A 24,653-nucleotide genomic window follows, 5' to 3' on the forward strand; every position below is an offset into this window, starting at 1 on the left:
ATCTTTGTACACTGGAATTCTAGCTTCTGATCGGATGTTAGGGTATATACATGCCGTGGTGTTGATGTAAAGGCCTTGCCTGATTTGAACTTGCTAAATATACCCATGGTGTTTGCAAATATTCTCTGGTTTGGTTTTTTTTGCCTAATGCTCTCCGTAAATCATGCCAAGGTCTAAAGGTTCAAACCTCCATGCAAAGCATCGGTCTGCATCGGTTTGACTGGCTCAGTTAAAAAATCGCAGCCTGTATCAATTGATCTTGATTAGAGTGCTTGGCGGAGGGGATTAATGAGTAAGGCACGTACACAGCTAGATTATTCACGCCGGTTACTGAAGGTGGTGCAGGTCTTGTGGCAAAACCCGACTCGGCAATTCACGACTGCCCAATTGGCCGAAATTGCGCACTTTTCGCCATTTCATTTTCATCGGGTGTATCGAGAAATGATGGGGGAAACGGTTGCGGCTACTCAGCAGCGTTTGCGCTTGCATTTCGCTTCGCGAGACTTAGCCTGCGAGCATTTGTCGCAAGAGCGCGTGGCGCAAAGGGCTGGGTATCAAAGCAGTGCGGCGTTTGTGCGTGCTTTTGCTGCGGCTTATGGCGTGACGCCGGGGGCGTATCGGCGGCAACACCTTAATGCTCTCCAAGTTAAAAACACATTGGAGAACACGATGTATTCAATCGAATTTCGCACATTAAGTAGCCCAATCAATTTGGCTGCACGTCGGCACTTGGGCGCGTACTTAAAGATTGGTGAAGCTTTTAGCCATTTGGAATTGGCTGTGAACCAATTGCCCTTAGTGCCCAATCCGCGTTGGTTTGGCTTGTTTTACGATGACCCTGCAAATGTTCAGCAAGGTATTATTGGCGCTGAATTACGTTCGGATGCCTGCGTGGAAATTTGCGAGCAGGCTGAGCTACCAGCTGATTTTCACAAAACGCAAATTCCTGCGGGGCGTTATGCGCTCATTGAGCACCGTGGTGCCTACAGCGAATTAGATAGAGCCTACCAATGGCTGATTGGAACGTGGTTGCCGCAAAGTGGTGAAGTTCCGTTACCGCTGCCGGGTATTGAGTTGTATCTGAATGATCCGTGCAATACCGAACCAAAAGATTTACGGACAGAAATTTGGTTGGCGATTGCGGGTTAATGCGCTGGCACGCAGTATGGATTGGCGCATATTCGCTGCGGCAGGAAATCAATATGGAGCCCCGCTTTTATATATACATGCCTAGGTGTTTGTTAAAAAGCTAGTTCTAAATTGGTTTTTGAGGGTATACCCCTGTATAGATTGGGGTGGTCTGTGCGGTGATGCGCACGGGGGCGTATAAACACGTCTACTGCCTGCAGGGTAAATTCTAATCGGCTATGCCTCGCATTCATCAATGCATACAAATTATGCTGTGTTGCAGCAAATTGACTACAAAATCTCGCGATAAGCGGTTGAATATCTCAATTGTCCTTTTATGCTTTGCTAGCTGTTGACTAAGCTTGCAGCGTGGTTTTGTAAACTAGCTGTATATCAAAAGGCATTGAGGGGCATGTTTAAAAAAATACTCATCGTTGATGACAGTCAGGTACAGCGTGGCTTGATTAAAGCGATGTGTCATCAATTGCCCAATATTGAAACGCTAGAGGCGTCGGATGGCCGCTGGGCTTCTCGTTTGTTGCAGATGCAAAACGATATTGATCTGGTGATTACAGATTTGAACATGCCTGGCATGGATGGAATTGAGCTATTGCAGCAATTGGCGCGTGATGCAACACCGCCTGCGGTCTTATTGATCAGCGGATATAAGCCTGAATTACTCGAAGGCTGCGTGCTCGCCGCAGTGCAACTGGGCATTTCTCGCGTGGCCCAAATGGCCAAGCCACTGAATCCCGAAAAAATGCAGGCCACCATCCACTCATTGCTCGATGAACAGCCCGACGAGGGCAGCACAACGCAGGCTCTACCGCTGATCGAGATCATCAATGGTTTGGCACATAACCAATTTTGTGCTCATTATCAGCCGATATGGCGTATTGGTGATCGAAAGTTGATGCAGTGCGAAGCGCTGGCGCGTTGGCAGCATCCGCAGCGTGGCTTATTGGGCCCTGCTTTTTTTATCGATCGCCTTGAGCACGATGGTTATATTAGTTTGCTAACTCGACGTATTGCGCAAACCAGTATGGATCTGCTGCGGCAACTCGCCCCCAAGGATACTTTGCATGTGTCACTGAATTTGGCGCGCCCACAATTAAATGATGCTGAATTGCTCGACCGAATTGAGCATGAGTTAAGGTTGCGACGTTTGTCACCCGCCCAAGTAAAGCTAGAAATTACCGAAACAACGGCTTTTACCGATCGAGGTAATACGCTAGCGACTTTATTACGACTGCGGATGCGCGGCTTTGCTTTATCGCTTGATGATTTTGGCACTGGGCATACCTCGCTCGAAGATTTAAAAGATTTACCCTTTACCGAGCTGAAACTTGATCGCAGTTTGATCCATCACATCCATCGCAACCCCCGCTGCCAAAGTATTGTGGATGGCATTGTGCAAATCGGTGAGCATTTGGGGATGCAATTGGTGGCCGAAGGCATCGAGGATGAAGCCGATATGCACTATCTAGAGCGTTATCCGCAATTATTAGCACAGGGCTTTTTGCTATCAAAACCAATGTCTGGCACTGATTTACTCGAGTTATTGAGTAAAATGCAGCGCAATTCGGCCTAACTGCGCCGCAACAAGGCGTGCGCTGTGTTTTTTTCGTGTTCGTCTTCAGAAAACTAAACCACACGCTCAGCTTTCGTGAATTTGTCGGCTAAAATACCAGCTTCCCGCCTTGGATTTAGCCATGTCCTCTCGCCTGAACCTATTCCAATCCAATCGCCTAGAAAACCTGTTTGAGCTGATGCAAGCGCTGTTTGCCGTGCCGCTCTCCGACCCGTTTGCCAGCGAAAAAATCATCGTGTCGAGTAAGGGCATGGAGCGCTGGTTGCGCTTTCAGCTTGCCGAGCGCGTTGGGATTTGTTCGGGCGTCGATTTTGCGCTGCCGGCGGGCTTTATCTGGCGCTTGCTGCAAGACGCGATGCCTGGTTTGCCGGCGGAATCGCCGTATAGCTCGGGCCCTTTGGCGTGGCGCTTGTTTGGCTTGCTGCCGCAATCGCAGGCGCGCGAGGCCAGCCCGATTGTTGCCGCGTATTTGGCCGAAGGTGATGAGCGGCGGCGTATGGCGTTGGCTGGCAAATTGGCCGACGTGTTCGATCAGTATTTAGTCTTTCGCAGCGACTGGATCGCGGCGTGGGAAGAGGGGCGTTTGCTGGGGAATTTAGGGCCGGATGAAGCGTGGCAAGCCAAGCTATGGTGCGAAGTGCGCGATAGCATTCGCGCTGGTCAGTACGGTGCTACTTCGCCGCATCGGGCTGAGATGTTTGTGCAATTGTTTACCCAATGGGCCGAGCATCAACCGCAACGCCTGCCCGAGCGTTTAACGGTGTTTGGCATTTCTAGTATGCCGCCAGCGTATATCGACGTGCTTGGCGTACTGGCCGAGCATATCGACGTTAATCTATTTTTGCTTAACCCGTGCATGGCTGAATGGGGCGCGATTGTCAGCCCGAAAGCGCTGGCTTTTCATGCGCTGCGCAGCAAACAAGAGGCGCGCGCGCAGGAAAAAATGTATCTGGATGTCGGCCACCCATTGCTCGCGAGCATGGGAAAGGCGGGGCGTGATTTCTTCCGCGCGATTACCGAGCGTTTTCCGTGGTCGGTCGGCGGTGACGGGCCGCTATTTAGCGACCCGTGCGCCAATTTGGCCGATGCTAACCTACTGCGGCAAATTCAATCCGACATATTGCATTTGTACGAACGCGGCCATGACAGCCGTTTCCGTATTGCCAATGACGATCAATCGCTCACCTTCCATCGCTGCCACAGCGCAATGCGCGAAGTCGAGGTGCTGCACGATAGGCTGTGCGCCATGCTCGCGCGCGATAAAACGCTGTTGGCGTCAGAAATTGCCGTACTGCTACCCGATTTGGGGCCGTACGCGCCGCTGATTGAAGCGGTGTTTGGCGGCGCCGCCGCTGCGGGCGCGCCGGTATTGCCGTACAACATTGCCGATTTAAGCACCGCGCAAGAATGCCCGGCGATTGATGTGTATTTGCAGCTATTTAATCTGCCTGATAGCCGTTGCACCGCGGATGAAATTTTTGGCCTGATCGAAACGCCGCAAGTGGCACGCCGCTTTGGCATCGCCGCCGAGGATCTCGCCACGCTGCAACATTGGATCGATGCCGCAGCAATCCGCTGGGGGCTGAATGCCGCGCACCGCGCCGAATTTGCCGAGCTACTCGGTGGTGAAGCAGGTTTGGCGGCCTTGGGCGAGGCCAATACTTGGCAAGCTGGGCTCGATAGTCTGCTGCTTGGCGCGGCCTTGCCGCAAAAACTGGCCGGTGATACCGTGCCGCTGTGGCACGGTATTGCGCCGTGGGATCAGCTTGAAGGCTCGCAAGTGGCGCTGCTGGCCAAACTTAAAACGCTGATCGATAGCCTCAGCGCGTGGCGCGAACGGCTGAAAGCAGCGCAAACCTTGGCCGATTGGGCGGTGCTCGCGCAGCAATTACTCGAAGAGTTTCTCAATTTTGACCCCGAAGTCGAGGCCGAGCGTTTGCTGGTGCTGTCGATTCGCGAATCATTGGCCGCGATGGCGACGCAAGGCGAGTTGGCCGAGTTTGGCGCGCCGGTCGAGCGCAAAGTGGTGCTCGACGATTTGCGTCATCGTTTTGACACCTCAAGCCGTGGCTCGGGCTTTATGTCGCGCGGCATTACTTTTTGCACGATGGTGCCAATGCGCGGCTTGCCGTTTCGCGTGATTGCGGTGCTGGGCTTGAACGAAACCGATTTTCCGCGCAACCCGCCGACCTTGGGCTTTGATCTGATCGCGCAAAACCCACAATTGGGCGATCGCTCGCGCCGTTTGGACGATCGATTTTTGTTTTTAGAAATCATCCTCGCCGCGCGCGACGCGCTTTATCTATCGTGGGTTGGGCGCGGTGTGACCGACAATGAAACCTATCCTCCGTCGGTGTTGGTGTCCGATCTGATCGATTGCGTTCGGCAAGGTTTTGGTTTGGTGGACGATGACGATGGTAGTGCGCTGCTAGCGAATTTAATTAATGAGTATCCATTGCAAGTTTTTAGCCCAAAAGGCTTTGAAGCCAATACCCCGTCTCAATCGTATAACCCGCTGTGGGCCGATGCGGCCAATCGCGTGTTGGGGGTAACTGTCAATGATGATGAGCAATTCACGGCAACTGAAGCTATCGCCCCAGAAGCCGCCGCGCTTGAACTGCAGCCCGTTCCTTCGGTGCTGAGCCTGGACGACTTGGCCAGCGCGGTGATGAAGCCGGCGCATTACTACCTGCGCATGCGCGCCGAGCTGGTGCTCGATGAAGCTGATGGCGCTTTGGCTGAGGACGAACCGTTTGATTTGCGCGATTTTGCCGATCGCGCGGTGCGCGACGCCGCGCTGCAATACGGCAGCGCCGCGCAAGACTTGCTATTAGCGCAGGGCAAAGCGCCGTTGGGTACGCCTGGCCAGCTCTTGGTCGGCGAGCAAATCGCCGCCGCGCTGCAACTAAAAGACGTGCTGCCTATCTACTGCGGCGATGCTGCTTTGCCGGTATTTAGCGGCTATTTGGAGCTGAGTCGGTCCGAATTGGCCGAGTCTGATTTGAGCGAAACCTTGCACGGTGAAACTGCGAGCATCCAAATCACCTTGGCCGATTTGTACCCGAATGGTCAGCATATTGTGCGCAGCACGATTTACCCGCGCGATGCGATTCGCTACTGGATTCGACATCTAGCACTGTGCTGCTGCGCTGGTCAAACCGGCGTGCAGTTTGCGCACACCCGCGTCTTGTCGCCCGATCAAGTGCTGTATTTTCCGCCGCTGGCCACCGATGTTGCCCGCGCGCAATTGATTGAATACGTGCGTTTTTACCGTGCGCATTGGCGCTCGCCGCAGCCCTTTTTTACTAAGTCAGCGCTTATGTGGGGTGACGATGAAGTGTCGAGTTGGGAGGCGGTTGAAAAAGTGTGGTATGGAAGTTTTAAAAAAGCAGGCGAATGCGAAGATCCAAGCATTCAATTGCTGTGGCCGAATGATGCATTGGCGGTGGATTCGCCGCAACGCGCAATCTTTGCCGCTTGGGCTGAATGTCTATTGCACCCGCTTCATCAAAATATGACGACACGTAGCCTTGGGCGCGATCTGGCGCTGTACCAAGCACAAATTCAACTGATGCAGGAGTGCACTGAATGAGCTCGCTGAATTTACAAGCACTCGACGTGCACGGCGTGCCGCTACATGGCCGCAATCTGATCGAGGCGTCAGCCGGTACCGGTAAAACATTTAATATCACTGGTCTGTATGCACGGCTGATTTTGGGCGCGCACGATGGATTGAACGGGGCCAAAAACGCGCCGCAATTTGATCTAAGCCGCGCCTTATTGCCCGAGCAAATTTTGGTCGTGACCTTTACCAAGGCTGCCACCGCCGAGCTGAAAGATCGCATCCGCACCCGATTGGCGCAGTTGGCGCAAACCTTCAGCGAAGGCCTGCCGTTTAGCATTAATGGCGAGCCTGAGCCATTTTGCGCGCAGCTGTGGCAGCAAGTGTGCGAATCGGGTCAGCCCACGCAGCCGCTGCTCGAGCAATTACGCTTGGCCTTGGCGACACTCGATTGCGCGGCAATTTCGACGATACATAGTTTTTGCCAGCGATTACTGAGCGAGCAGGCGTTTGAAGTTGGCTTTGATTTTGACTTTGAAATGATCAGCGATGAGAGTGAGGTATTGGCTCAAATCGCACGCGACTATTGGCGTAGCGACATTTACCCAGCGCCGGTATTGTGGGTGCAGTATTTACAAAACCGCAAAATCGATGTCGACGAACTCTCGCAGCTTGCCGCACGCTTGGCCAAGCTCGACCCCGACGCGCTGCTGCCCATACCCAAAGCGACAGATTTAACGCAAATGCAGTTGCGTTGGGATGCGGCCTTAGCCAAGTGTGTTGCCACGTGGCAGCCAGCTGAAATTGGCCAGCTGCTGATGCAGCACTGGCACGAGCAGCATTTTAAAAAGGTATTAGAATTTACCGCTGATCTGGCTTGGCTGGATGAAGTGAATACTTTCTTTGCTCAGCCGAGCCGCCATTTACCCAAGATTTTTTCCACGCTGGCGCAAAGCAAAATCAATGATGCCTTGTATGCAAAATGGGTCAAAGCCGGCGTTGCGCCGCCGCAGCATGAATTTTTTAAAGCGCTCGACGATTTGATCGACTCCCAAGCCACGCTAGCTGGCGATTTGGAAGCCTACTTTAACCAATGGTTGCTGCGCTTTGCCGCCGTGGTGCGCGAGCAATTGGCGCAGCGCAAGGCGCAAGCGGGGCAGATGTCGTTTGACGATAGCCTAACGATGCTGGCGCGCGCGCTACGCGACCCACAACGGCGCGATAATTTAATCGCCAAAGTGCGGCAAAAATACCGCGCCGCCTTGGTCGACGAGTTTCAGGATACCGATCCAACGCAATTTACGATTATTGATTCGCTATTCGGCAGCAATAGTGCCGAAGAAACCGGCTTGCCATTTTTTATGGTGGGCGATCCAAAACAAGCGATTTACGCCTTCCGTGGCGCCGATGTTTACGCCTATTTGCACGCCCGCGCGCAGGCGCAGGGGCAGTATTCGATTGATACCAATTTTCGCTCGGACGCGAAAATCATTGATTTTGTGAATGCGCTGTTCAAGCCCGCCGACGCGTTTATCGAAAGCAAAATCACGCATCCACATATTCTGGCCAAGCATAGCGGAGACTCAAAGCTACAGATCGCTGATGACAAAGACGCGGTGCACGCCTTTGTATTTGACGGCAAAAAAGCCGCGCATGCTGAGCGACTATGCCACAGCGGCACGGCGCAAGAAATTGCGCGGCTGCTGACTTTGGCGCAGCAAGGCCGCGCGCGCTTGGGCGATAGGCCGCTGCAATCGGGCGATATTGCGGTGTTGGTCAGCAGCCACCAGCAAGCCAGCCAAATGCGCCAAGCTTTAGTTAAAGTTGGCGTGCCGTCGGTGACGCAATCGCGCAGCAGCGTGTTTGCCAGCGCCGAGGCGGCGGGGCTGTTGGCCTTGCTACAGGCGGTGAACGAGCCAGCCAATTCGGCGCTGCTGCGTCGCGCTTTGGTTAGCAGCGTCGTCGGGCTGTCGGTGCCGCAATTGCAGGCCATGCTGGCCGATGATGCGGCGTGGTTGAATGAAGTTGAACGCCTACAGGTGCTGCGCGATGAATGGCGCAAAGCGGGCTTTATGGCGATGTTCCGCCGCTGGTTGGTCGAAAGCCGCGCACCGGCGCGTTTATTGGGTTTTGACGATGGCGAGCGCCGGCTGACCAATTTGCTGCATGTGGCTGAGTTAATCCAAAACGAAACGCGCAAAAGGCCAAGCCCGGCCTTGCTGCTGGCGTGGTTGGAGCGCCATGTTGCCGAGCCCGATCACAGCGCCGAGAGCCAGCAAATGCGGCTCGAGAGCGACGCTGATCGCGTCAAAATTGTCACGATCCACGCGTCCAAAGGCTTGGAATACCCGATTGTTTTCTGCCCATTTGCATGGAAAAGCCGCGGCGATTTGCTGCGCAATCAGCAATGGATTGCGTTTCATGACGAGAACGACCAATTGCGCATCGACGCGGGTACGCCAGAGCGTGAATTGGCCGAAGAACGCGCCACCACCGAGGCGCACGCTGAATTAATGCGCTTGCTGTACGTGGCCTTAACGCGCGCCAAGCATCGCTTGTATTTGGCTTACCCCGCGTTTGAAAAACTGCCCTGGCAATCAAAACCTGCAATGAAAAATGGCCCGCTGGCGCAAGTGCTGTATCACGACGGTAAGCGCCTGAACGAGCAAATTGGCGATTGCAGCATTGAACAAATCAGCGCCGCATTTACCGCGATTGCGCCGCTAACGGTCAGCGATTGGCCTAATACGCGCGAACCGTATCAGCCCGCCGCCGTCAAGCTTAGCGCGGTGAGCGCCGCATCGTGGACGCCACGCTTTTTGGCCGCACCGTGGCGCATGGTCAGCTTTTCGGGTGTTTCGCGCGGGCAGGCCAAGCACAGCGAAAGCGGCGTCGATCACGATGCCAGCACGCTCGATGCGGCGCTTAGCGTGCTTGATAAAACCCAGCTGCCGATGCGCTTTCGCTTTGCGCGTGGCGCCGACGCGGGGACGGCTTTGCACGGCATGTTTGAGCATTGGGATTTTAGCCGCCACGATCGCAACGCTTGGCAAGAGATCATCGCCAAGCAACTATTGCGCGCCGGTTTGGTCAGCGAAGAGGCCTTGCAAGCCGAGACGCAAATTGATGTGGACAATGAGCAGGGGGGTATGCTGCCAGAGCTCGCTACATGGTTGGGCGAAGTGATTGATACGCCGCTGGGTATGTGTGGCTTTGCGTTGCGCGATTTGCAGCCTAAACAACGCTTGAACGAATGGCCGTTTTTAATGCATTGCCCCAAGCTCAATCTAACCGCTTTTTACCGCGAACTCGCTCGGCCCGAATTTGGCGTAGCGCCGCAAATTATCGCCGCCAGCCAGCGGCTAAAACCCGAGCAAGTGCAGGCGTATTTAAACGGCGTGGTCGATTTGGTGTGCCAATATCAGGGGCGCTATTTTATCGCCGACTATAAATCGAATTTCTTGGGTGACAACGTCGCCGACTACAGCCACGCCGCGCTGACCGAGGCAATGGGCGACGCGCATTATTATCTGCAATACCTGCTGTACGTGATTGCGTGGCATCGACATATGAAATCTCGTTTGGGTGAGCGTTACGATTACGAGAATGATTTTGGTGGCGTGCTGTATTTATTTATACGGGGTATGCATCCGCAAGGTAATGGCAATGGGGTCTGGTTTGATAAACCCCGGCAGGGTTTAATTGAGGCGCTTAATCGCGCTCTGGGAGGTGCGCAATGATTGCCAATGTGATGAATGAACAACAGCAATACAGCGCCAAAGCTTCTCCGTTCGCGCAGGCTTTTGTCGATTTACTGCGCCGCCAATGCCCCGATGCGCCACCCGATTTATTCGGCTTGGCGCTGCACGCGGCGAGCGCCACCGAGCGTGGTGACGTTTGCGTACCGATTCCTAGCCATTACGCGCTCGATGATTGGTTTCAAACTGGCTTAGTCGGCCGCGCGGGCGATTTTACGCCGCTGATTGCCGAACACGGCCGGCTATATTTGGCGCGCTACCACGCGTATGAAGCCAACCTCGCGGCGCAAATTCGCGCGCGTAGCGCTTTGCCAAGTTGCTTGGCGATGTCTGCGCCTGATTTGGCTGCGCAGATCAGCGCCTTGTTTGGCGATGCGGGCAGCGAAGTCGATTGGCAGCGCGTTGCGGCAGCGGCGGCGTTGCAAAAGCAATTAATGGTGATCAGCGGCGGCCCCGGCACGGGGAAAACAACGACAGTAGTGCGGCTATTGGCGCTGTTTCAAGCGCAACAACTGGCTATCGGCCAAGCACCGCTGAAAATCATGCTGGCCGCGCCAACCGGCAAGGCGGCCAATCGCATGCAAGAGGCGATCCGCCAAGCGCGCAGTAAATTGCCCGCACAATTGGTCGAGCTGATTCCTGACGCCGCCAGCACCTTGCACCGCCTGCTGGGTTTTAAACCCAATACCGTGCAATTTCGCCATCACGCCGGCAACCCGCTGGCGCTCGATGTGCTGGTGGTCGACGAGGCATCGATGATTGATTTGGCGCTGATGAGTAAACTGCTCGACGCGCTGCCCGCCCATGCGCGGCTGGTGCTGCTCGGCGATAAAGATCAGCTCGCCTCGGTTGAAGCGGGCGCGGTGATGGGCGATTTGTGCGCTGATGTTGGCTTATCGCCCGCGTTTGCCGCGCAGCTTAGCGATTTGGTCGGCCAAACGATTAGCCCTGAATTCTCCCCCAGTATCATGGGCGACCATGTGATTACGCTGCAAAAAAGTTACCGTTTTTCGGGCGTAATTGGTCAGCTTGCCAAGGCGATTAATGGCGAGCAAAGCAAAAAGGTGTTTGCCCTTTTACAAACAGCTCTACAAGATGCCCTACAAGATCAAAGCGATGCGCCGCTACATTGGCGCGACGATAATCCAGCGCAGGCCGCCGCAGGCTTGCTTTCTCCGGTGTGGGCAGGCTATCAGCCGTATCTCGCTGCGGTCAAAGAATTTGCCGCGCGGCAGTCGATAGGCGAGGGGGCCGACGAAACGGGTGATGGAAACCCGGATGAAAACGCCGCCAGCGTATTTGCCGCCTTTGATCAATTTCGCGTGCTCAGCCCCTTGCGTCGTGGCCTAGCCAGCGTTGAGCAAATCAATGCGCTGCTCGAGCAAAACCTCGCCAAACGCGGCCTGCGCCTGCCCGATCAAGCGTGGTACGCCGGCCGCGCAGTGCTGGTGCCGCAAAACCTGTACGAGCTCAATTTATTTAACGGCGATATTGGCATCACTTTGCCCGATGCCAGCGGCAAGCTGTGGGTGCATTTTCTCGATGCCGAAGGTCAAACCCGCAAAGTCGCCCCATCGCGGCTGGCCAGCGTCGAAACCGCATTCGCGCTCACCGTGCATAAATCGCAAGGCTCAGAATTTGCGCATGTGCTGCTACTGCTACCCAGCAGCGAATCAGGCGCCAGCCAGCTCCTGAGCCGCGAATTGGTGTACACGGCGATCACCCGCGCTAAAGCCAAAGTCACCCTCTGGGGCGAAGCGAGCACGCTACGGCAAGCGATTGCCAAAAAGGTCGAGCGGCAATCGGGATTGGCGGAGAGGTTATTAAGGTAGGGGGGCGAAGACATAATCTGGCAGTATTGCGTTTAATCAGATGAGGTTTGGCACCACATATGCACCCTTTGTGGCTTTGTAATTGATTTTCTTGAACGGTGTAATTTAGACGGGCGGGAGGTGGATTAGGTTGTAGTTCGAATTATTTTGACCTATCAAATAAAGTAATTTAAAACATACTGAGGTGTTTTATGGTTAGTAATAATGTGCAAATACCGCTTAGTGAGCAAATAATCGCGCTATTAAAATATGCAGGGTCAGTGATTCAGTTTATAGCTAAAATGCAATTTGCATTAGAAGTCTCGAGAGGTAGGATTACACCAGGGTTGGTTTATTTGATTAAATTACATTCAGATGTTGATGATGCTGGAAATTTTATTGTAGAGGTTGTTCATAATATTGATTCAAATGATATGTACGCTAGAAAGGTTGTTTTGCAGCTTTCAAGATGTCGGGAGTTGAATTTAAATTTTGAAAAAAGTTTGCGTGAGCTGGAAGATTTTATTTTTGGAGATCGCATAAAGGATGATTTTTTGCCAGAGGAAGTTGAAGCTGCAAAAGAAAAGTTTTTAGTTTTAACTTCTCAGTGGAATACCTTTAGTAAAAAGGTAGTGTTAGACTCAGTTGAGGACTATCGTGATGGAAAATACTCACCTGCAGCATCAACTTATTTTGATGAAGTTAAGGCAGCGTGGTTTTTAAAAGGTGTACCCCCCTCTTTTGAAAGAATAGAATTGATGGTGAAAGATTATGGTGACGATGACTTGGCACTAGAGAAAGCGCTGTCGAAATTAAAAGATGATTTTGGCCCTTTTGGAAGCAGTGAAGCGGCTAAAGAGCACTATGAACAAGTTAAATCGCAAGTTGCAGCACTTGGTGGGGATAGTTTCCCTCAAAAATTTGGTTTGGTAAAAATGCTAGGACTTGATTTAGCGTCGTAATTATTGCTCCGCATATATCTTACCCAAATCGATTGCTCTTCGCATATTTCCGCTGCGCAGCGAATACGCCTTACGGTATTAGAGTATGTCTCTGCGGATCAATGGTATAAATGGCTGCAGCCATATACCTACTTTCGAGCCAATAAATCGCCGAGCACCACCTGTTCTGCCGGTTGGCGCTGTGGCGATGGGGCGTCGTACAGGGTTAGCCATTGCGGCGTTTTGCTTAAGCTGGCGGGTAGGCAGGTAATCACTTCGGCGCGATCTTGGCCGATGCCGTACGGCAGCGATAATTCCTCGGTTGGGCCGTCGCTTTCCCACAGTACTTCATCGACCTTAGGGTCAACCGCGGCCAGCGCTTGGGCGGCGTTGCGCCATTTAAATAGCCGGATTGCACCATCGAGCACCATGGTGGGGCCAGCCAGAATAAACAAATCATCGCCATGCCAGTGCAGATCACGTACGCCAAGGCCGGCGAGGCGGATGAAGTGTTTGCGCAGCTTTTTGCCCGATTCGGCAATTTTGCCCAACCGCAGCTCGTCGCCTTTTTCTTTGATTTGCACTTCCAAAAGGCCCGAGTAGCCGCGCAGCACCGGCCCGCGCAGGCCGAGCAAAATGCGCGTGTCGTCCACCGCAATGCCTTCAATATCAAAGCCATTATCCTTGCCCGGTATCGCCAGATAAGCTTGATAGTGGCGATCTTTGGCCAGCAGTTTGGTTAAATCATTACCTAGGGTATCGCCACGTAGGCGTTTAGATGAAAGCCCTGTATCGCTATGCTTAATGAGGGTATGTCCTTCTGGTGTGGCTTGCACGGCCACGCGTGCCAACAGGCAACGGTTGCCGTCGTGGCTGACCGTGGCAAGGCGTTTGAGGTTTTCTGTACTGCTGCGATCGGCTTTCGGCGCTTTGCGTTTGAGCCCATGCGAGCCAACCAGCCACAGATAGCCGCCGTGATAATCAAGCCCTTCGATATCGGCTTCGATCTCGGCCGCATCGGGTAAATCGAGCACTTCGGCCAGCGGAAAGTGGCGCGCTTGGCCAAAGCGGAGTTTTTCTTTGCCCACCGGCGGCAGTTTACTTAGCCGGTCCAGCCCACAGGCCTCATCCCCCGCCACCCACAGCTCTTCGCCAATAAAAGCAGCGCCAGAAAGATTGGCGTGCACCAATTGTTCGCCAGCAAATTCTAGCCGGACGGCATGCGGGATAATATGACGGGGCATTGTGTATCCTGAATTTAAAACAATTGAAGTCTTAGCTTAACATGACTTTTATGTTTTGGTGGTGTCAGGGTTTGGTGTGGGTATATTGATCTGAGGTATATATGATAAATACTTTGGTCCATATACCTTGTGAATTTAAGGGTTGGCTTTACCAAGTTCGCGTGGTGAATATAAGAAGGGTTTTTTGACCACCATTACGAAAAGGCGCGAGCGGCAATCAGGGCTGTATTTATTCGCTCAATAAAAAACCGAGCATTAAGCTCGGCTTTTTTTACGCTAATCGCTGTGCAATAAATTGCCCAATCAGCTGAATCTCCGGCAGGCAGACCGAGTGTTGGATGGGGTAGGTTTGCCATGTCACGTTTACGCCCAAATCGGCGATGTATTGTTTGGCTTTTTCACCCAAGCTAATGCCGACCACAGGGTCGTGGCTGCCGTGGGCGGCCAAGAGTGGTGTGGCTTGGTTGTTGGCGATGCTGTCTTTGCTCAGCAATTCTTCGGCTGGCAAATAGGTTGATAAGCAGACGATGCCAGCCAGCGCTTCGGAATGCGTTAAACCTGCGGTATAGGCAATCGCGCCGCCTTGGGAAAAGCCCGCCAGAATGATACGGCTGGTGGGTATGCCTTTGGCGTTTTGATCTGCGATTAAATCGCGTACATATTGCACGCTTTGCTTGACGCCAGCCACGTCGGCTTGGCGGCTGATTTGGTCGAAATGCACAATGTCGTACCAAGCGCGCATCACATAGCCGTTGTTGCAGGTGATTGGCATCGTTGGTGCGTGTGGGAAAATAAAGCGCACGGCTAAATCGGCGGGCAGGCCCAGTTCAGGCACAATCGGCGCAAAGTCATTGCCATCGGCACCTAGGCCATGCAGCCAGATCACTGCGGCGGTCGGGTTGCTGCCGGTTTCGATTTCAACACAAGGTAGTAGATTGCTCATCGTTATTCTCTATTGATTGGGCTAATTACTGTGGGGCGCGAATCGCGGCTTTGGGGCGAAATGCGGCGACAACGGTGCTGTGCGTTTCCACATATGGGCCTTCGAGCAGCTGAATACAGTAGGGCACCGAGGCGAAAATACCGTGAACTAGTACTTTGCCATCTGCGTCTTTAACACCTTCCAGCGTTTCTTTAATCGATTTGGGCTGGCCGGGCAGGTTTAAAATCAGGCTGCTGCCGCGAATCACACCCACTTGGCGCGATAAGATGGCGGTGGGCACATAGTGCAGGCTGATTTGGCGCATTTGCTCGCCAAAGCCGGGCATTTCGCGCTCGGCAATCGCCAGCGTTGCATCGGGCGTCACGTCGCGTTTAGCCGGGCCAGTGCCGCCGGTCGTCAGCACCAGATGGCAATGCTGATTGTCGACTAGATCAATCAGCGTCGCTTCAATGGTGGACTGCTCGTCGGCAATCAGGCGGCTAACGATTTCGATTGGGCTGGATATGGCTTGGCTTAGCCACTCTTGCAAGGCTGGAATGCCTTTGTCTTCGTACACGCCGCTGCTGGCGCGATCGGACACCGATACTAGGCCTATTTTCAATACATCATTCATTGGATTTAATGCTCACGTTCAGCGTGTGCTCGGCGTTTTGTAACGACACCTGCGCATAATGATCGATTTGCCACTGGGTCAGGCCGCTATTATCCTGCCCACCCGCAGCCGTGACCAAGCATACCGCCGCGCCTGCCGCGTGGGCCGAGCGCACGCCGGCGCTGGCGTCTTCGAACGCCAAGCATTGATCGGCGGTTAGGCCCAGTTTGGCGGCGCCCATTTGAAATGGCGCAGGATGCGGTTTGCCATCTTTAACGTCGTCCGCACCTACGATATGCGTTGGCAGCGGCAAGCCAGCGAAGGCCAATTTAGCCAAGGCCAAATCACGTGGCGCTGAGGTGACCACCGCCCATTGATTGGGGTCTAGGCTGGCGAGCAATTCCTGCGCGCCAGCAATCGCCACCGTGCCTTCTAAGGTTAGCGCTTCTTCAGCCAGTAGCAGCTCAACTTCGCTTTGCGCATCCAGATGCGGCGCAACGATTTGGATGGTTTCAACGCCACGGCGGCCGTGCATGACGGCTTGGATGTGCGCAAAATCGAGCTTGTGCCGTGCGGCCCAATTGCGCCATAGCGCTTCGATACACTGGCGCGAATCAACCAAGGTACCGTCCATGTCAAACAATAAACCTTTTACGGCAATACTCATTTGCGCTGTCCTTGTGCTGATTGACCTTGTCCGTGGCGGCTTCTTGGGTTACTCGTCGTTATCTTCTTCGTCTGTGTCCGTGTCGCCACCCAAACTCGGCAAGGCCGGCTCTTTGATATAGGTTTTGATCAGCTGGAATAATTCACGGTAGGCTTTGGGCGCAACTTGTTTGCCGCTTTCCTGCGCTTGGCGCTCTTTGGCGGCATTACGCACCAATTGGCGCAAATGCTGAATATCCACGTCGGGAAAATCAGCAATAAATTGTTCGACCGTTTTTGAATCGGCCAACATTTTTTCGCGCAGCCGTTCTACTTGATGTAGCCAAGCGGTGTGCTTGTCCGAATCGCCATTGAGCGCATCTAAAAACGCATAAATCGGCGCGGGGTCGATATCGCGCATTAATTTGCCGACGTATTGCTTGTGGCGGGCGATCGCGCCGTTGGCGGTGATGCGTTTGCCTTCGGCTAGCGCGTCAACCAGCTTTTCGGGCAGGTTGAGTGGCGCTAATTGCTTGATGCTGTACGTCATTAACGTTGCACCGAGCTCTTGCAAGGCATTGGCTTCTCGTTTTAATTGAGATTTGCTAACGCCTTCGATTTCATCATCGTGTTGTGGTTTGGCCATTTTGGATATCTATGCTCGGTACAAAAGCAGTATGATAACAAACTTGGGCTTGTGATGCCTTGGAACTACCTTCATCAACCTATACGGAATTTACTCAGTGTCTGAATTCAGCTTTAGCGAAAATGATTTACGACAATTGGCCAGCCAAGTGCTGGATCTGGCTCAGCAGCAAGGCGCCAGCGCGTGTGATGTCGAGGTTTCGGAAGGCTCAGGGCAAAATATTTCGGTGCGACTCGATGAAGTCGAAACCATTGAATACAACCGCGATAAAGGCGTGAGCGTCACTGTTTATCTCGGCCAGCAAAAAGGCCACGCCAGCACCAGCGATTTCTCGCCACAGGCGCTCTCGGATACCGTCAAAGCGGCGCTGGCGATCGCCAAATACACCGCGGCGGATGAATTTGCTGGCCAAGCCGATCCCAAGCGTTTGTGCACGGTGTTTCCTGATCTGGATTTATACCATCCATGGGATTTATCAGTAGAACGCGCGATTGAATTGGCGCGCGAATGCGAGCAGGCCGCGCTGGCCGTGGACGAGCGCATTGATAATTCGGACGGCGCAACGGTGTCGACTTCTGCTTCGCGCTGGGTGTACGGCAATTCGCAAGGCTTTATTGGTGCTGGCACCAGCACGCGCTACAGCGTATCGGCGGCGGTGATCGCCGAAGACGATAGTGGCATGCAGCGTGATTACTGGTATACCGCTGCGCGCGCCGCGTCTGATTTGGAAGCTGCTGTAGCAGTAGGGCGCAAAGCGGGCGAGCGCACCGTGCGCCGCCTTGGTGCGCGTCGCCTGAAAACGGGTACTTATCCGGTGTTGTTTGAAGCATCTGTCGCCAGCTCGCTGATTGGTCACTGGGTGCAAGCGGTGTCGGGCAGCAGCTTGTATCGCAAATCGAGTTTCCTCGTCGATAGCTTGGGTAAATCGGTGTTTGCTCCGTGCGTAACGATTACAGAAGATCCATTCACGCCGCGTGGTTTTGCCAGCGGTGCGTTTGACGCTGAAGGTGTGGCCACTGCAGCACGTACCGTGGTCGATCAAGGCATTCAGCAGGGGTATTTCCTTGGGAGCTATTCTGCACGCAAGCTAGGGATGGATACCACCGGTAATGCAGGTGGCCCGCATAATCTATTTGTCGCGCCAACCGATGTAGCAAGCAGCCTGCTGGCCAAAATGGGCACCGGCTTGTTGGTGACTGAACTTTTGGGCCACGGTATCAATATGGTGACGGGCGATTATTCGCGCGGTGCGGCGGGTTTCTGGGTCGAAAACGGCATCATTCAATATCCGGTTGAAGAAATCACCATTGCGGGCAACTTGCGCGATATGTACCAACGCATTGTCGCGGTAGGCGACGACGCGCTGGCATCAAGCAGCCGCAAAGTCGGTGCGATATTGATCGAAAGCATGACCGTGGCGGGTGATTAATGAGCGCGCCGCTTGAGCGTCCAGCCTATTGGTCGCAAGCCACGCAAGAGTTGGCGGCGGCCGATGCGGTTATGGCACGGCTGATTGCGCAATATCCAGACGTCAATTTGCGCACGCGTGGCGACGCATTTCATACCTTGGCGCGCTCGATTGTCGGCCAGCAAATTTCGGTCAAAGCCGCCGATTCGGTGTGGAATAAGCTCGCAACTTTTTTGGGCGATGTGAACAGCCGTGCGGTTCTCGCTGCTAGTGTGGAAGAACTGCGCGCCTGCGGTTTATCGCAGCGCAAAGTCGAATACCTGAGCGATCTAGCACGCCACCACCACGAGGGTCGGCTCGACCCGAGCGACTGGCACGATTGGGACGATGAAGCCGTCATTAAAGAGCTGGTGTCGATTCGCGGCATTGGGCGCTGGACGGCGGAGATGTTTCTGATTTTTTACCTCACCCGCCCGAACGTGCTGCCGCTGGACGATATCGGCCTGATTCGCGGCATCGCCGAGCATTACCACGCTGGCGAGCGAAAATCGCGTGCTGAACTCAAACAACTGGCTGAGCAATGGCAGCCATGGTGCTCGGTAGCCACGTGGTATTTGTGGCGCAGCCTTGATCCCGTGCCGGTTGAGTATTGATTTTTAGGCGGGCATTTTGGTGCGCTGCTATTGGTAATTTGCAAAAACCGTCACACACAATGTGACGGTTTTTTTACGCGCGCTCTACCACGTTCAGACTTTATTGTGTGCTTTATGTGCCTAAAAATAGAGCTAGTGTGTGAATGGTGCCACTTGTCAGCTAGGCCTGTAAGGTTCTACCAAAGTGAGAGAATCTAAATTAGAATCGCCGAAAAATCATAAAAATCAAAATATTATCGCTTAAGGGCGGAATGAATTTCTCTACACTTTGCAAGGAAATACCTTTGGTACGTTTTAATATCACCGCACTAACCCTGATTTCAACTGCTGTGTTGAGTGCTACAGCGCATGCATCTCCTGTTTGGCAGGAAGGCATTAGTTATACGGCTGGAAACTTAGTTACTTATAAAAATTCTGACTATAAGGCGCTTCAAAGCCACACTGCATATGTAGGTACTGGCTGGTATCCAGATAGCACACCCAGCTTGTGGATGTATGTAGGCCCAACTAGCACTGCGGTTGCAACAGCAACGCCAAGTGCTAAGCCTGTGGTTACCCCGACAGCAAATCCAACACCAACTGCAACGGCCAAACCTAGCGCGACTCCTACGGCTAAACCGACTGCCAGCCCTACAGCAAAACCGACGGCATCGCCAACAGTTAAACCAAGTGTCACGCCTACGGTTAAACCGACAGCGACGCCAACAGCTAAACCAAGCGCAACACCTACGGCTATTCCGACAGCTACACCGACTGTGAAGCCAAGCGCAACGCCTACAGCGAAACCAACAGCAGTTCCAACGGCGGTACCAACAGCAGCACCGACAGCAGCACCGACAGCAGCACCGACAGTAGTTCCTGCGCCGACTACTGCGCCAGTGGGAAATGGCAAGCAAGTGGGTACGTATTTTGCGCAATGGGGCGTATATGGTCGTGGTTACGAAGTCGCAGATATTGTGAGCAGTGGTTCAGCCGCGCAATTGACCTTCGTAAATTACGCCTTTGGCAATATCTACGCCCAAAATGGCGGTTATGAATGTGGCATCGTGAATAAAGCTGAAAATGGCGATGGCACTGGTGGCGATGCATGGGCTGACTTTGGTCGCACCCCTAACCGCCGTGTGGATGCAACCGATACCATCAAATGGGATGACAAGTTAGCTGGTAACTTCCGCGAATTAAAGGCTTTGAAAGCAAAGTACCCTAATCTCAAAGTCTTTATTTCTCTAGGAGGCTGGTCATGGTCGAAGTATTTCTCGGCCGCGGCTTCGAGCGACGCGCTGCGTAAAAAGTTAGTGTCTTCGTGTATTGATCTGTATATCAAGGGTAATTTGCCGGTAATCGATGGCCGTGGTGGCGTTGGCGCTGCTGCAGGCGTGTTCGACGGGATTGATATCGATTGGGAATTCGTTGGCGTGCAAGGGATTGGCTACAACGTTGTCGACCCAGTGAACGATAAAGCTAACCACGTTGCGTTGATGCAAGAATTCCGTCGTCAACTGAATGCCCTGACTGCAACAACCGGCAAATCGTATTTGCTCACTGAAGCGATTGGTGTCGGTTACGATAAAATTGCCGCAACAAATCCAGCGGAATACATCAAAACCTTGGATTGGTTAAACTTGATGAGCTATGACTACCAAGGCGCTTGGGATGCAACTGGCCCAACGGATCATCAGTCTAATTTGTACGATGATTCAGCCAGCCCACGTTATGGTAAAGCCGGTTATGTCAGCACCGATGGCGCAGTGAAAGCGTTGGCCAATGCGGGTGTGCCGAAAAATAAAATGGTCATGGGTATTCCATTTTATGGCCGTGGTTGGACCGGCGTAACCAACACCAATACAGGTTTGTACCAAGCTGCCAGCAAGGCTGCACCTGGCACTTATGAGGCAGGGATTGAAGACTATAAGGTTCTGAAAGCACGTCCAGGTACTGTGTACTACCAAGGTGGCCAGTCTTATAAATTTGATGGCAGCACCTTCTGGAGCTACGACACACCGCAAACGATTGCGACTAAAGTGAAATACGTCAAAGACAATGGCATGGCCGGTTTGATGAGCTGGGAATTGAGTGGTGACACCTCCGATGGCGAATTGACTAAGGCGATGGGTCAAGTACGTCAATAATGACAAGCAGTTAGTTAAACAAAAGCCCTCCGAGATTCGGAGGGCTTTTTTATTTGCGGTAGATTTTGCTTAAGCGATGGTTTTAAGCTTGCCGCGGAAATCGGCAATGGTTTTATAACCTTTGTCATCCATAATTGCCGCCAACTCATCGAGCACACGCTGGAAGATGCCTGGGCCTTCTTCATAGAGACTCGTACCGATCTGCACTAGCGTTGCACCTGCCAGCAAATGCAAAAAGGCTTCTGTGCCTGATTTGACGCCACCGCAACCGATGATCGTTTTATTCGGGCAGCGACGATAAAACGCATTCACATTCGCCAGCGCTGTTGGCAGCACATAATCGCCACCTAAACCACCAAAGCCGTCTTTCGGTTTAATTAGCGTGGTTTCGCTGTCGATATCAATCACCAAGGCGTTGCCAATCGAATTGATGCAGGTGATAAAGGCCACCAATGGATAGCGATTCAAAATTTCTGCCGCTTCATCAAAATGCGCCATATCGAAATACGGTGGCAATTTGACGCCAAACGGGCGCTGATAGCCTGATGATACTTCGGCAAGTAGCGTATCCATCGCGTCAAAATCGTAACCAATTTGCGATTTTCCTGGTACGTTCGGGCACGATAAATTCAATTCCAGAATCGCTGGCGTCACTGCGTCTTTCAGGCTGTCGACCATCGTGAGGTTGTCGTCTAGCGTTAAGCCTGAAAGCGACATAAAGAGTGGTTTTTGCTCGTGATCGTGGCGCTGTGCGTAGCGCAAATAATAGGCAAATCCTTCATTGGGCAGACCCATCGAATTAATGCTGCCAAAGGTGTGTGCACCATTAATGACACGATAGCGCGGCTCAGGATTGCCATCGCGCGGATGCAAGGTGCAGCTTTTGCTAACCATTGCTCCAGCGGCGGATTCGGCGAGTGCTTCGAGCTGCGAGGCCACGTTGCACCAAACGCCGGATGCATTCATCAACGGGTTTTTTACCGGTAGCTCTAGAAATTGTGTGGTCAAATCCGCCATGACCTTCTCCTTTAATCATCATTGACATTGATTGTAGGGAATCGTGACCCAATGCAATGTGAGTCATGTCAAACAATTGGGCATTAGACACAAAAGACACAGGATTCAGATCAAACCCAATCCTTTTTGGCGCGTTACAATAGCTTCATCATATCTAGCTGGCTTTGAAGATCTTTGCGCTATATCAGGCAAAGCGCACTCTGGCCGCTCCTATAGGAAATCGATGATGTCCAATCCAATTCCCCAGTTACCCTTTACGCTGCTTGCTGATGAGCTAGAGCGCGTTCGCATCAATACCCCACTGGTGCATGTGCTGACCAATGAAGTAGTGCAATGTTTTACGGCCAATACCCTATTGGCGATTGGTGCTTCGCCGGCGATGGTGGTTGCGCGCGAAGAAGTGGGCGAATTTGCCGCTCTGGCCGATGCATTGCTGATTAATGTGGGCACTTTGCATCAGGAACGCTTGGAAGCGATGTGCCTAGCGATTGAATCGGCCAATACCGCAGGCACACCTTGGGTGTTCGATCCGGTGGCGGTGGGTGTATTGGCGTATCGCACCGAGGCGGCCAAAAATATGGTGGCGATGAAGCCCGCAGCAATTCGCGGCAATGGCTCAGAAATTATCGCCTTGGCTGCGGCTTTGGGGCTAACGGACAACACCAGCATGGGTAAAGGCGTGGATAGTACGGCTTCATCCAATACTGCCTTGCTCGCGGCGCAAAAACTTGCACAACACAGCGGCGCGATTGTCGCGGTGACGGGAGCGAGTGATTTTATTACCGATGGCGCTGCGACATGGGAAGTCGAGTTGGGGCACCCGATCATGACCAAAGTTGTTGGCACTGGTTGCTCCTTGTCTGCCGTCGTGGCGGCCTTTTTGGCCGATGCGCCGAACCGTCTGAATGCCGTTGCTGCGGCGTGTGCGCTGATGGCCTTGGCGGGCGAGCGCGCGGTTGAATGCGCTGATGGCCCCGGCACATTTGTAGCGCCGTTTTTAGATGCGCTGCATATTATTCACCCCAATCAACTTAGGCAGGTGAGCGCATGAGCCGTAATCTTATTGATGTGAACCTGTATTTAGTGCTCGACCCCGAGTTATGTGGCGGCATTGACGGTATGGTGCAAACCGCAGTTACCGCCGCCAGCCATGGCGCCACCGTAGTGCAATTGCGTGCGCCAAAGTGGAAAAAGCGCCAGTGGCTTGAGTGCGCGCAGCAATTAAAAGCGGCGCTTGCGCCATTGAATGTTCCGCTCATTATTAACGATCACGTCGATATTGCGTTGGCGGTTGACGCCGATGGCGTGCACGTTGGCCAAGCCGATTTGCCGGTGCAAACAGTACGCGCTTTGCTCGGGCCGAAAAAAATAGTCGGCCTGTCGACTAATAATCTGGCGAATGTGCAGCAATTGCTCACGCCAGAGATTTTGCAATGCATCGATTACATCGGCGTTGGCCCCGTTTACCCGACCACCACCAAGCTCGATGCCTCGCCCGTATTATCCAACGATGAAATGCGCGCGATGTTTGCCGCGACCGGCGATTTACCCGCAGTGGCGATTGGCGGGATCAAGCAGGGTAGCGCAGCATCGATGATTGCCGCGGGCGCGAATGGCGTTGCTGTGGTATCGGCCATTTGTGGCCAAGCTGATGTTGCCATCGCAACCCAAGCCTTGCTGGCTGAAATTCACCACGCGCGAGCATAAGGACAAAACCATGACGACAGAGCAAATGATCTGCCACGCATTAACGATTGCTGGCTCGGATTCGGGCGGTGGCGCAGGGATTCAGGCGGATTTAAAAAGCTTTTCTGCCTTGGGTGCGTATGGCATGAGCGTGATCACCGCGCTCACCGCGCAAAATACGCAAGGCGTGCAGGCGGTATATCCGGTGCCGCCCGAATTTATTGCCGCGCAATGCGATGCGGTATTTAGCGATATACGGGTCGATGCGGTCAAAATGGGCATGCTGGCCAATGCCGAAATCATTCACGCCGTTGCGGCGAGTTTAAAAAAATACCAGCCTAGGTATGTCGTGCTAGATACCGTCATGATTGCCAAAGGAGGGCATGCCCTGCTAGACCCTGCTGCGGTGAATGCGCTGCGTACGCAATTATTGCCGATTGCCAGCTTGATTACGCCCAATCTGCCCGAAGCGGCGGCCTTGCTCAATTGCGCCGAGGCAAAGAGTGAAGACGAAATGCGCGAACAGGGCCGAGCTTTGCTGCAAGCCGGCGCGCAAGCGGTGCTGATGAAAGGCGGGCATTTGCATCAAAATGGTGGCGAGCCTTGCCCCGATTGGCTGATTACCCGCGAGGCAGAAATTAACTTCCCAGCCTTGCGCATCGCCACGCGTCACACGCATGGTACGGGATGTACTTTGTCGGCGGCGATCACGGCGCTGCGGCCGCAACGCGATTCGTGGGAGGACACGGTGCGCGATGCCAAAGCATGGCTGCTGCAAGCGATAGCGAATGCTGAAAAATTGCATGTCGGCCGTGGCATTGGCCCAGTGCATCATTTTCATGCTTGGTGGTAAGAGGCAGTTTGGCGCGAGGCTACTCGCGCCAAGGCTTACCTAAAGG

General features: G+C 53.4%; 18 protein-coding genes. 12 read left to right on the top strand and 6 right to left on the bottom strand.

Annotation, left to right across the window (positions count from 1 at the left end; genetic code table 11):
• Window positions 1–288 precede the first annotated feature (288 nt).
• The 6 genes from NT239_00005 to NT239_00030 all read left to right on the top strand — a co-directional run bounded on the left by NT239_00005 (window position 289) and on the right by NT239_00030 (window position 12,812).
• Window positions 289–1,149: an AraC family transcriptional regulator gene (locus NT239_00005; GenBank protein ID XGA71264.1), complete on the top strand. Its 861-nt coding sequence runs from the start codon at window positions 289–291 to the stop codon at window positions 1,147–1,149.
• Window positions 1,150–1,540: 391 nt separating this feature from the next.
• A complete protein-coding gene (locus tag NT239_00010; protein ID XGA71265.1) occupies window positions 1,541–2,719 on the top strand; it encodes an EAL domain-containing protein in 1,179 nt (392 codons plus the stop codon).
• A gap of 121 nt (window positions 2,720–2,840) precedes the next feature.
• Entirely contained in the window at window positions 2,841–6,311 is a 3,471-nt protein-coding gene (gene recC, locus NT239_00015) for an exodeoxyribonuclease V subunit gamma (GenBank protein XGA71266.1), read from the top strand.
• Complete coding sequence (gene recB, locus NT239_00020) at window positions 6,308–10,021, top strand: exodeoxyribonuclease V subunit beta (GenBank protein ID XGA71267.1); 3,714 nt, start codon at window positions 6,308–6,310, stop codon at window positions 10,019–10,021. Before recC ends, recB begins: the two co-directional genes overlap by 4 nt.
• Window positions 10,018–11,871, top strand: coding sequence for an exodeoxyribonuclease V subunit alpha (recD, locus tag NT239_00025; protein XGA71268.1), 1,854 nt, complete (start codon window positions 10,018–10,020; stop codon window positions 11,869–11,871). Before recB ends, recD begins: the two co-directional genes overlap by 4 nt.
• 191 nt (window positions 11,872–12,062) lie before the next feature.
• Entirely contained in the window at window positions 12,063–12,812 is a 750-nt protein-coding gene (locus NT239_00030; GenBank protein ID XGA71269.1) for a hypothetical protein, read from the top strand.
• A 128-nt stretch (window positions 12,813–12,940) separates the two neighbouring features.
• On the opposite strand, the gene NT239_00035 is transcribed toward NT239_00030, so the two are convergent.
• From NT239_00035 to NT239_00055, 5 genes are all read right to left on the bottom strand, one after another.
• Window positions 12,941–14,035: a DUF3616 domain-containing protein gene (locus NT239_00035; protein ID XGA71270.1), complete on the bottom strand. Its 1,095-nt coding sequence runs from the start codon at window positions 14,033–14,035 to the stop codon at window positions 12,941–12,943.
• Window positions 14,036–14,306: 271 nt separating this feature from the next.
• Window positions 14,307–14,978: an alpha/beta hydrolase gene (locus NT239_00040; GenBank protein ID XGA71271.1), complete on the bottom strand. Its 672-nt coding sequence runs from the start codon at window positions 14,976–14,978 to the stop codon at window positions 14,307–14,309.
• 25 nt (window positions 14,979–15,003) lie between these two features.
• Window positions 15,004–15,591: a molybdopterin adenylyltransferase gene (mog, locus tag NT239_00045; GenBank protein XGA71272.1), complete on the bottom strand. Its 588-nt coding sequence runs from the start codon at window positions 15,589–15,591 to the stop codon at window positions 15,004–15,006.
• Complete coding sequence (locus NT239_00050) at window positions 15,584–16,237, bottom strand: HAD-IA family hydrolase (protein ID XGA71273.1); 654 nt, start codon at window positions 16,235–16,237, stop codon at window positions 15,584–15,586. Before NT239_00050 ends, mog begins: the two co-directional genes overlap by 8 nt.
• Window positions 16,238–16,285: 48 nt before the next feature.
• Window positions 16,286–16,861, bottom strand: coding sequence for a DUF615 domain-containing protein (locus NT239_00055; protein ID XGA71274.1), 576 nt, complete (start codon window positions 16,859–16,861; stop codon window positions 16,286–16,288).
• 97 nt (window positions 16,862–16,958) lie between these two features.
• Here NT239_00055 and pmbA point away from each other — a divergent pair, with 97 nt between their 5' ends.
• From pmbA to NT239_00070, 3 genes are all read left to right on the top strand, one after another.
• Complete coding sequence (pmbA, locus tag NT239_00060; GenBank protein XGA71275.1) at window positions 16,959–18,290, top strand: metalloprotease PmbA; 1,332 nt, start codon at window positions 16,959–16,961, stop codon at window positions 18,288–18,290.
• Window positions 18,290–18,922, top strand: coding sequence for a DNA-3-methyladenine glycosylase 2 family protein (locus tag NT239_00065; GenBank protein XGA71276.1), 633 nt, complete (start codon window positions 18,290–18,292; stop codon window positions 18,920–18,922). The genes pmbA and NT239_00065 overlap by 1 nt, the downstream gene beginning before the upstream one ends.
• Before the next feature lie 284 nt (window positions 18,923–19,206).
• Window positions 19,207–21,051 carry a glycosyl hydrolase family 18 protein gene (locus tag NT239_00070; GenBank protein XGA71277.1) on the top strand — a complete coding sequence of 615 codons (1,845 nt, stop codon included), beginning with the start codon at window positions 19,207–19,209 and terminating at the stop codon, window positions 21,049–21,051.
• A 69-nt stretch (window positions 21,052–21,120) separates the two neighbouring features.
• Here the strand turns inward: NT239_00070 and NT239_00075 are convergent, their stop codons facing one another.
• A complete protein-coding gene (locus NT239_00075; protein XGA71278.1) occupies window positions 21,121–22,068 on the bottom strand; it encodes a dihydroorotate oxidase in 948 nt (315 codons plus the stop codon).
• Between the two features lie 223 nt (window positions 22,069–22,291).
• Here NT239_00075 and thiM point away from each other — a divergent pair, with 223 nt between their 5' ends.
• The 3 genes from thiM to thiD are packed head-to-tail and all read left to right on the top strand — an operon-like array spanning window position 22,292 to window position 24,607.
• Window positions 22,292–23,119 carry a hydroxyethylthiazole kinase gene (thiM, locus tag NT239_00080; protein ID XGA71279.1) on the top strand — a complete coding sequence of 276 codons (828 nt, stop codon included), beginning with the start codon at window positions 22,292–22,294 and terminating at the stop codon, window positions 23,117–23,119.
• The gene (gene thiE, locus NT239_00085) at window positions 23,116–23,775 is read left to right on the top strand and encodes a thiamine phosphate synthase (protein ID XGA71280.1); all 660 of its coding nucleotides are present in this window, start codon (window positions 23,116–23,118) and stop codon (window positions 23,773–23,775) included. Before thiM ends, thiE begins: the two co-directional genes overlap by 4 nt.
• A gap of 25 nt (window positions 23,776–23,800) precedes the next feature.
• Entirely contained in the window at window positions 23,801–24,607 is an 807-nt protein-coding gene (gene thiD / locus NT239_00090) for a bifunctional hydroxymethylpyrimidine kinase/phosphomethylpyrimidine kinase (protein ID XGA72827.1), read from the top strand.
• Window positions 24,608–24,653 lie beyond the last annotated feature (46 nt).

The organism is Chitinibacter sp. SCUT-21, assembly GCA_041874755.1.
GTDB lineage: Bacteria > Pseudomonadota > Gammaproteobacteria > Burkholderiales > Chitinibacteraceae > Chitinibacter.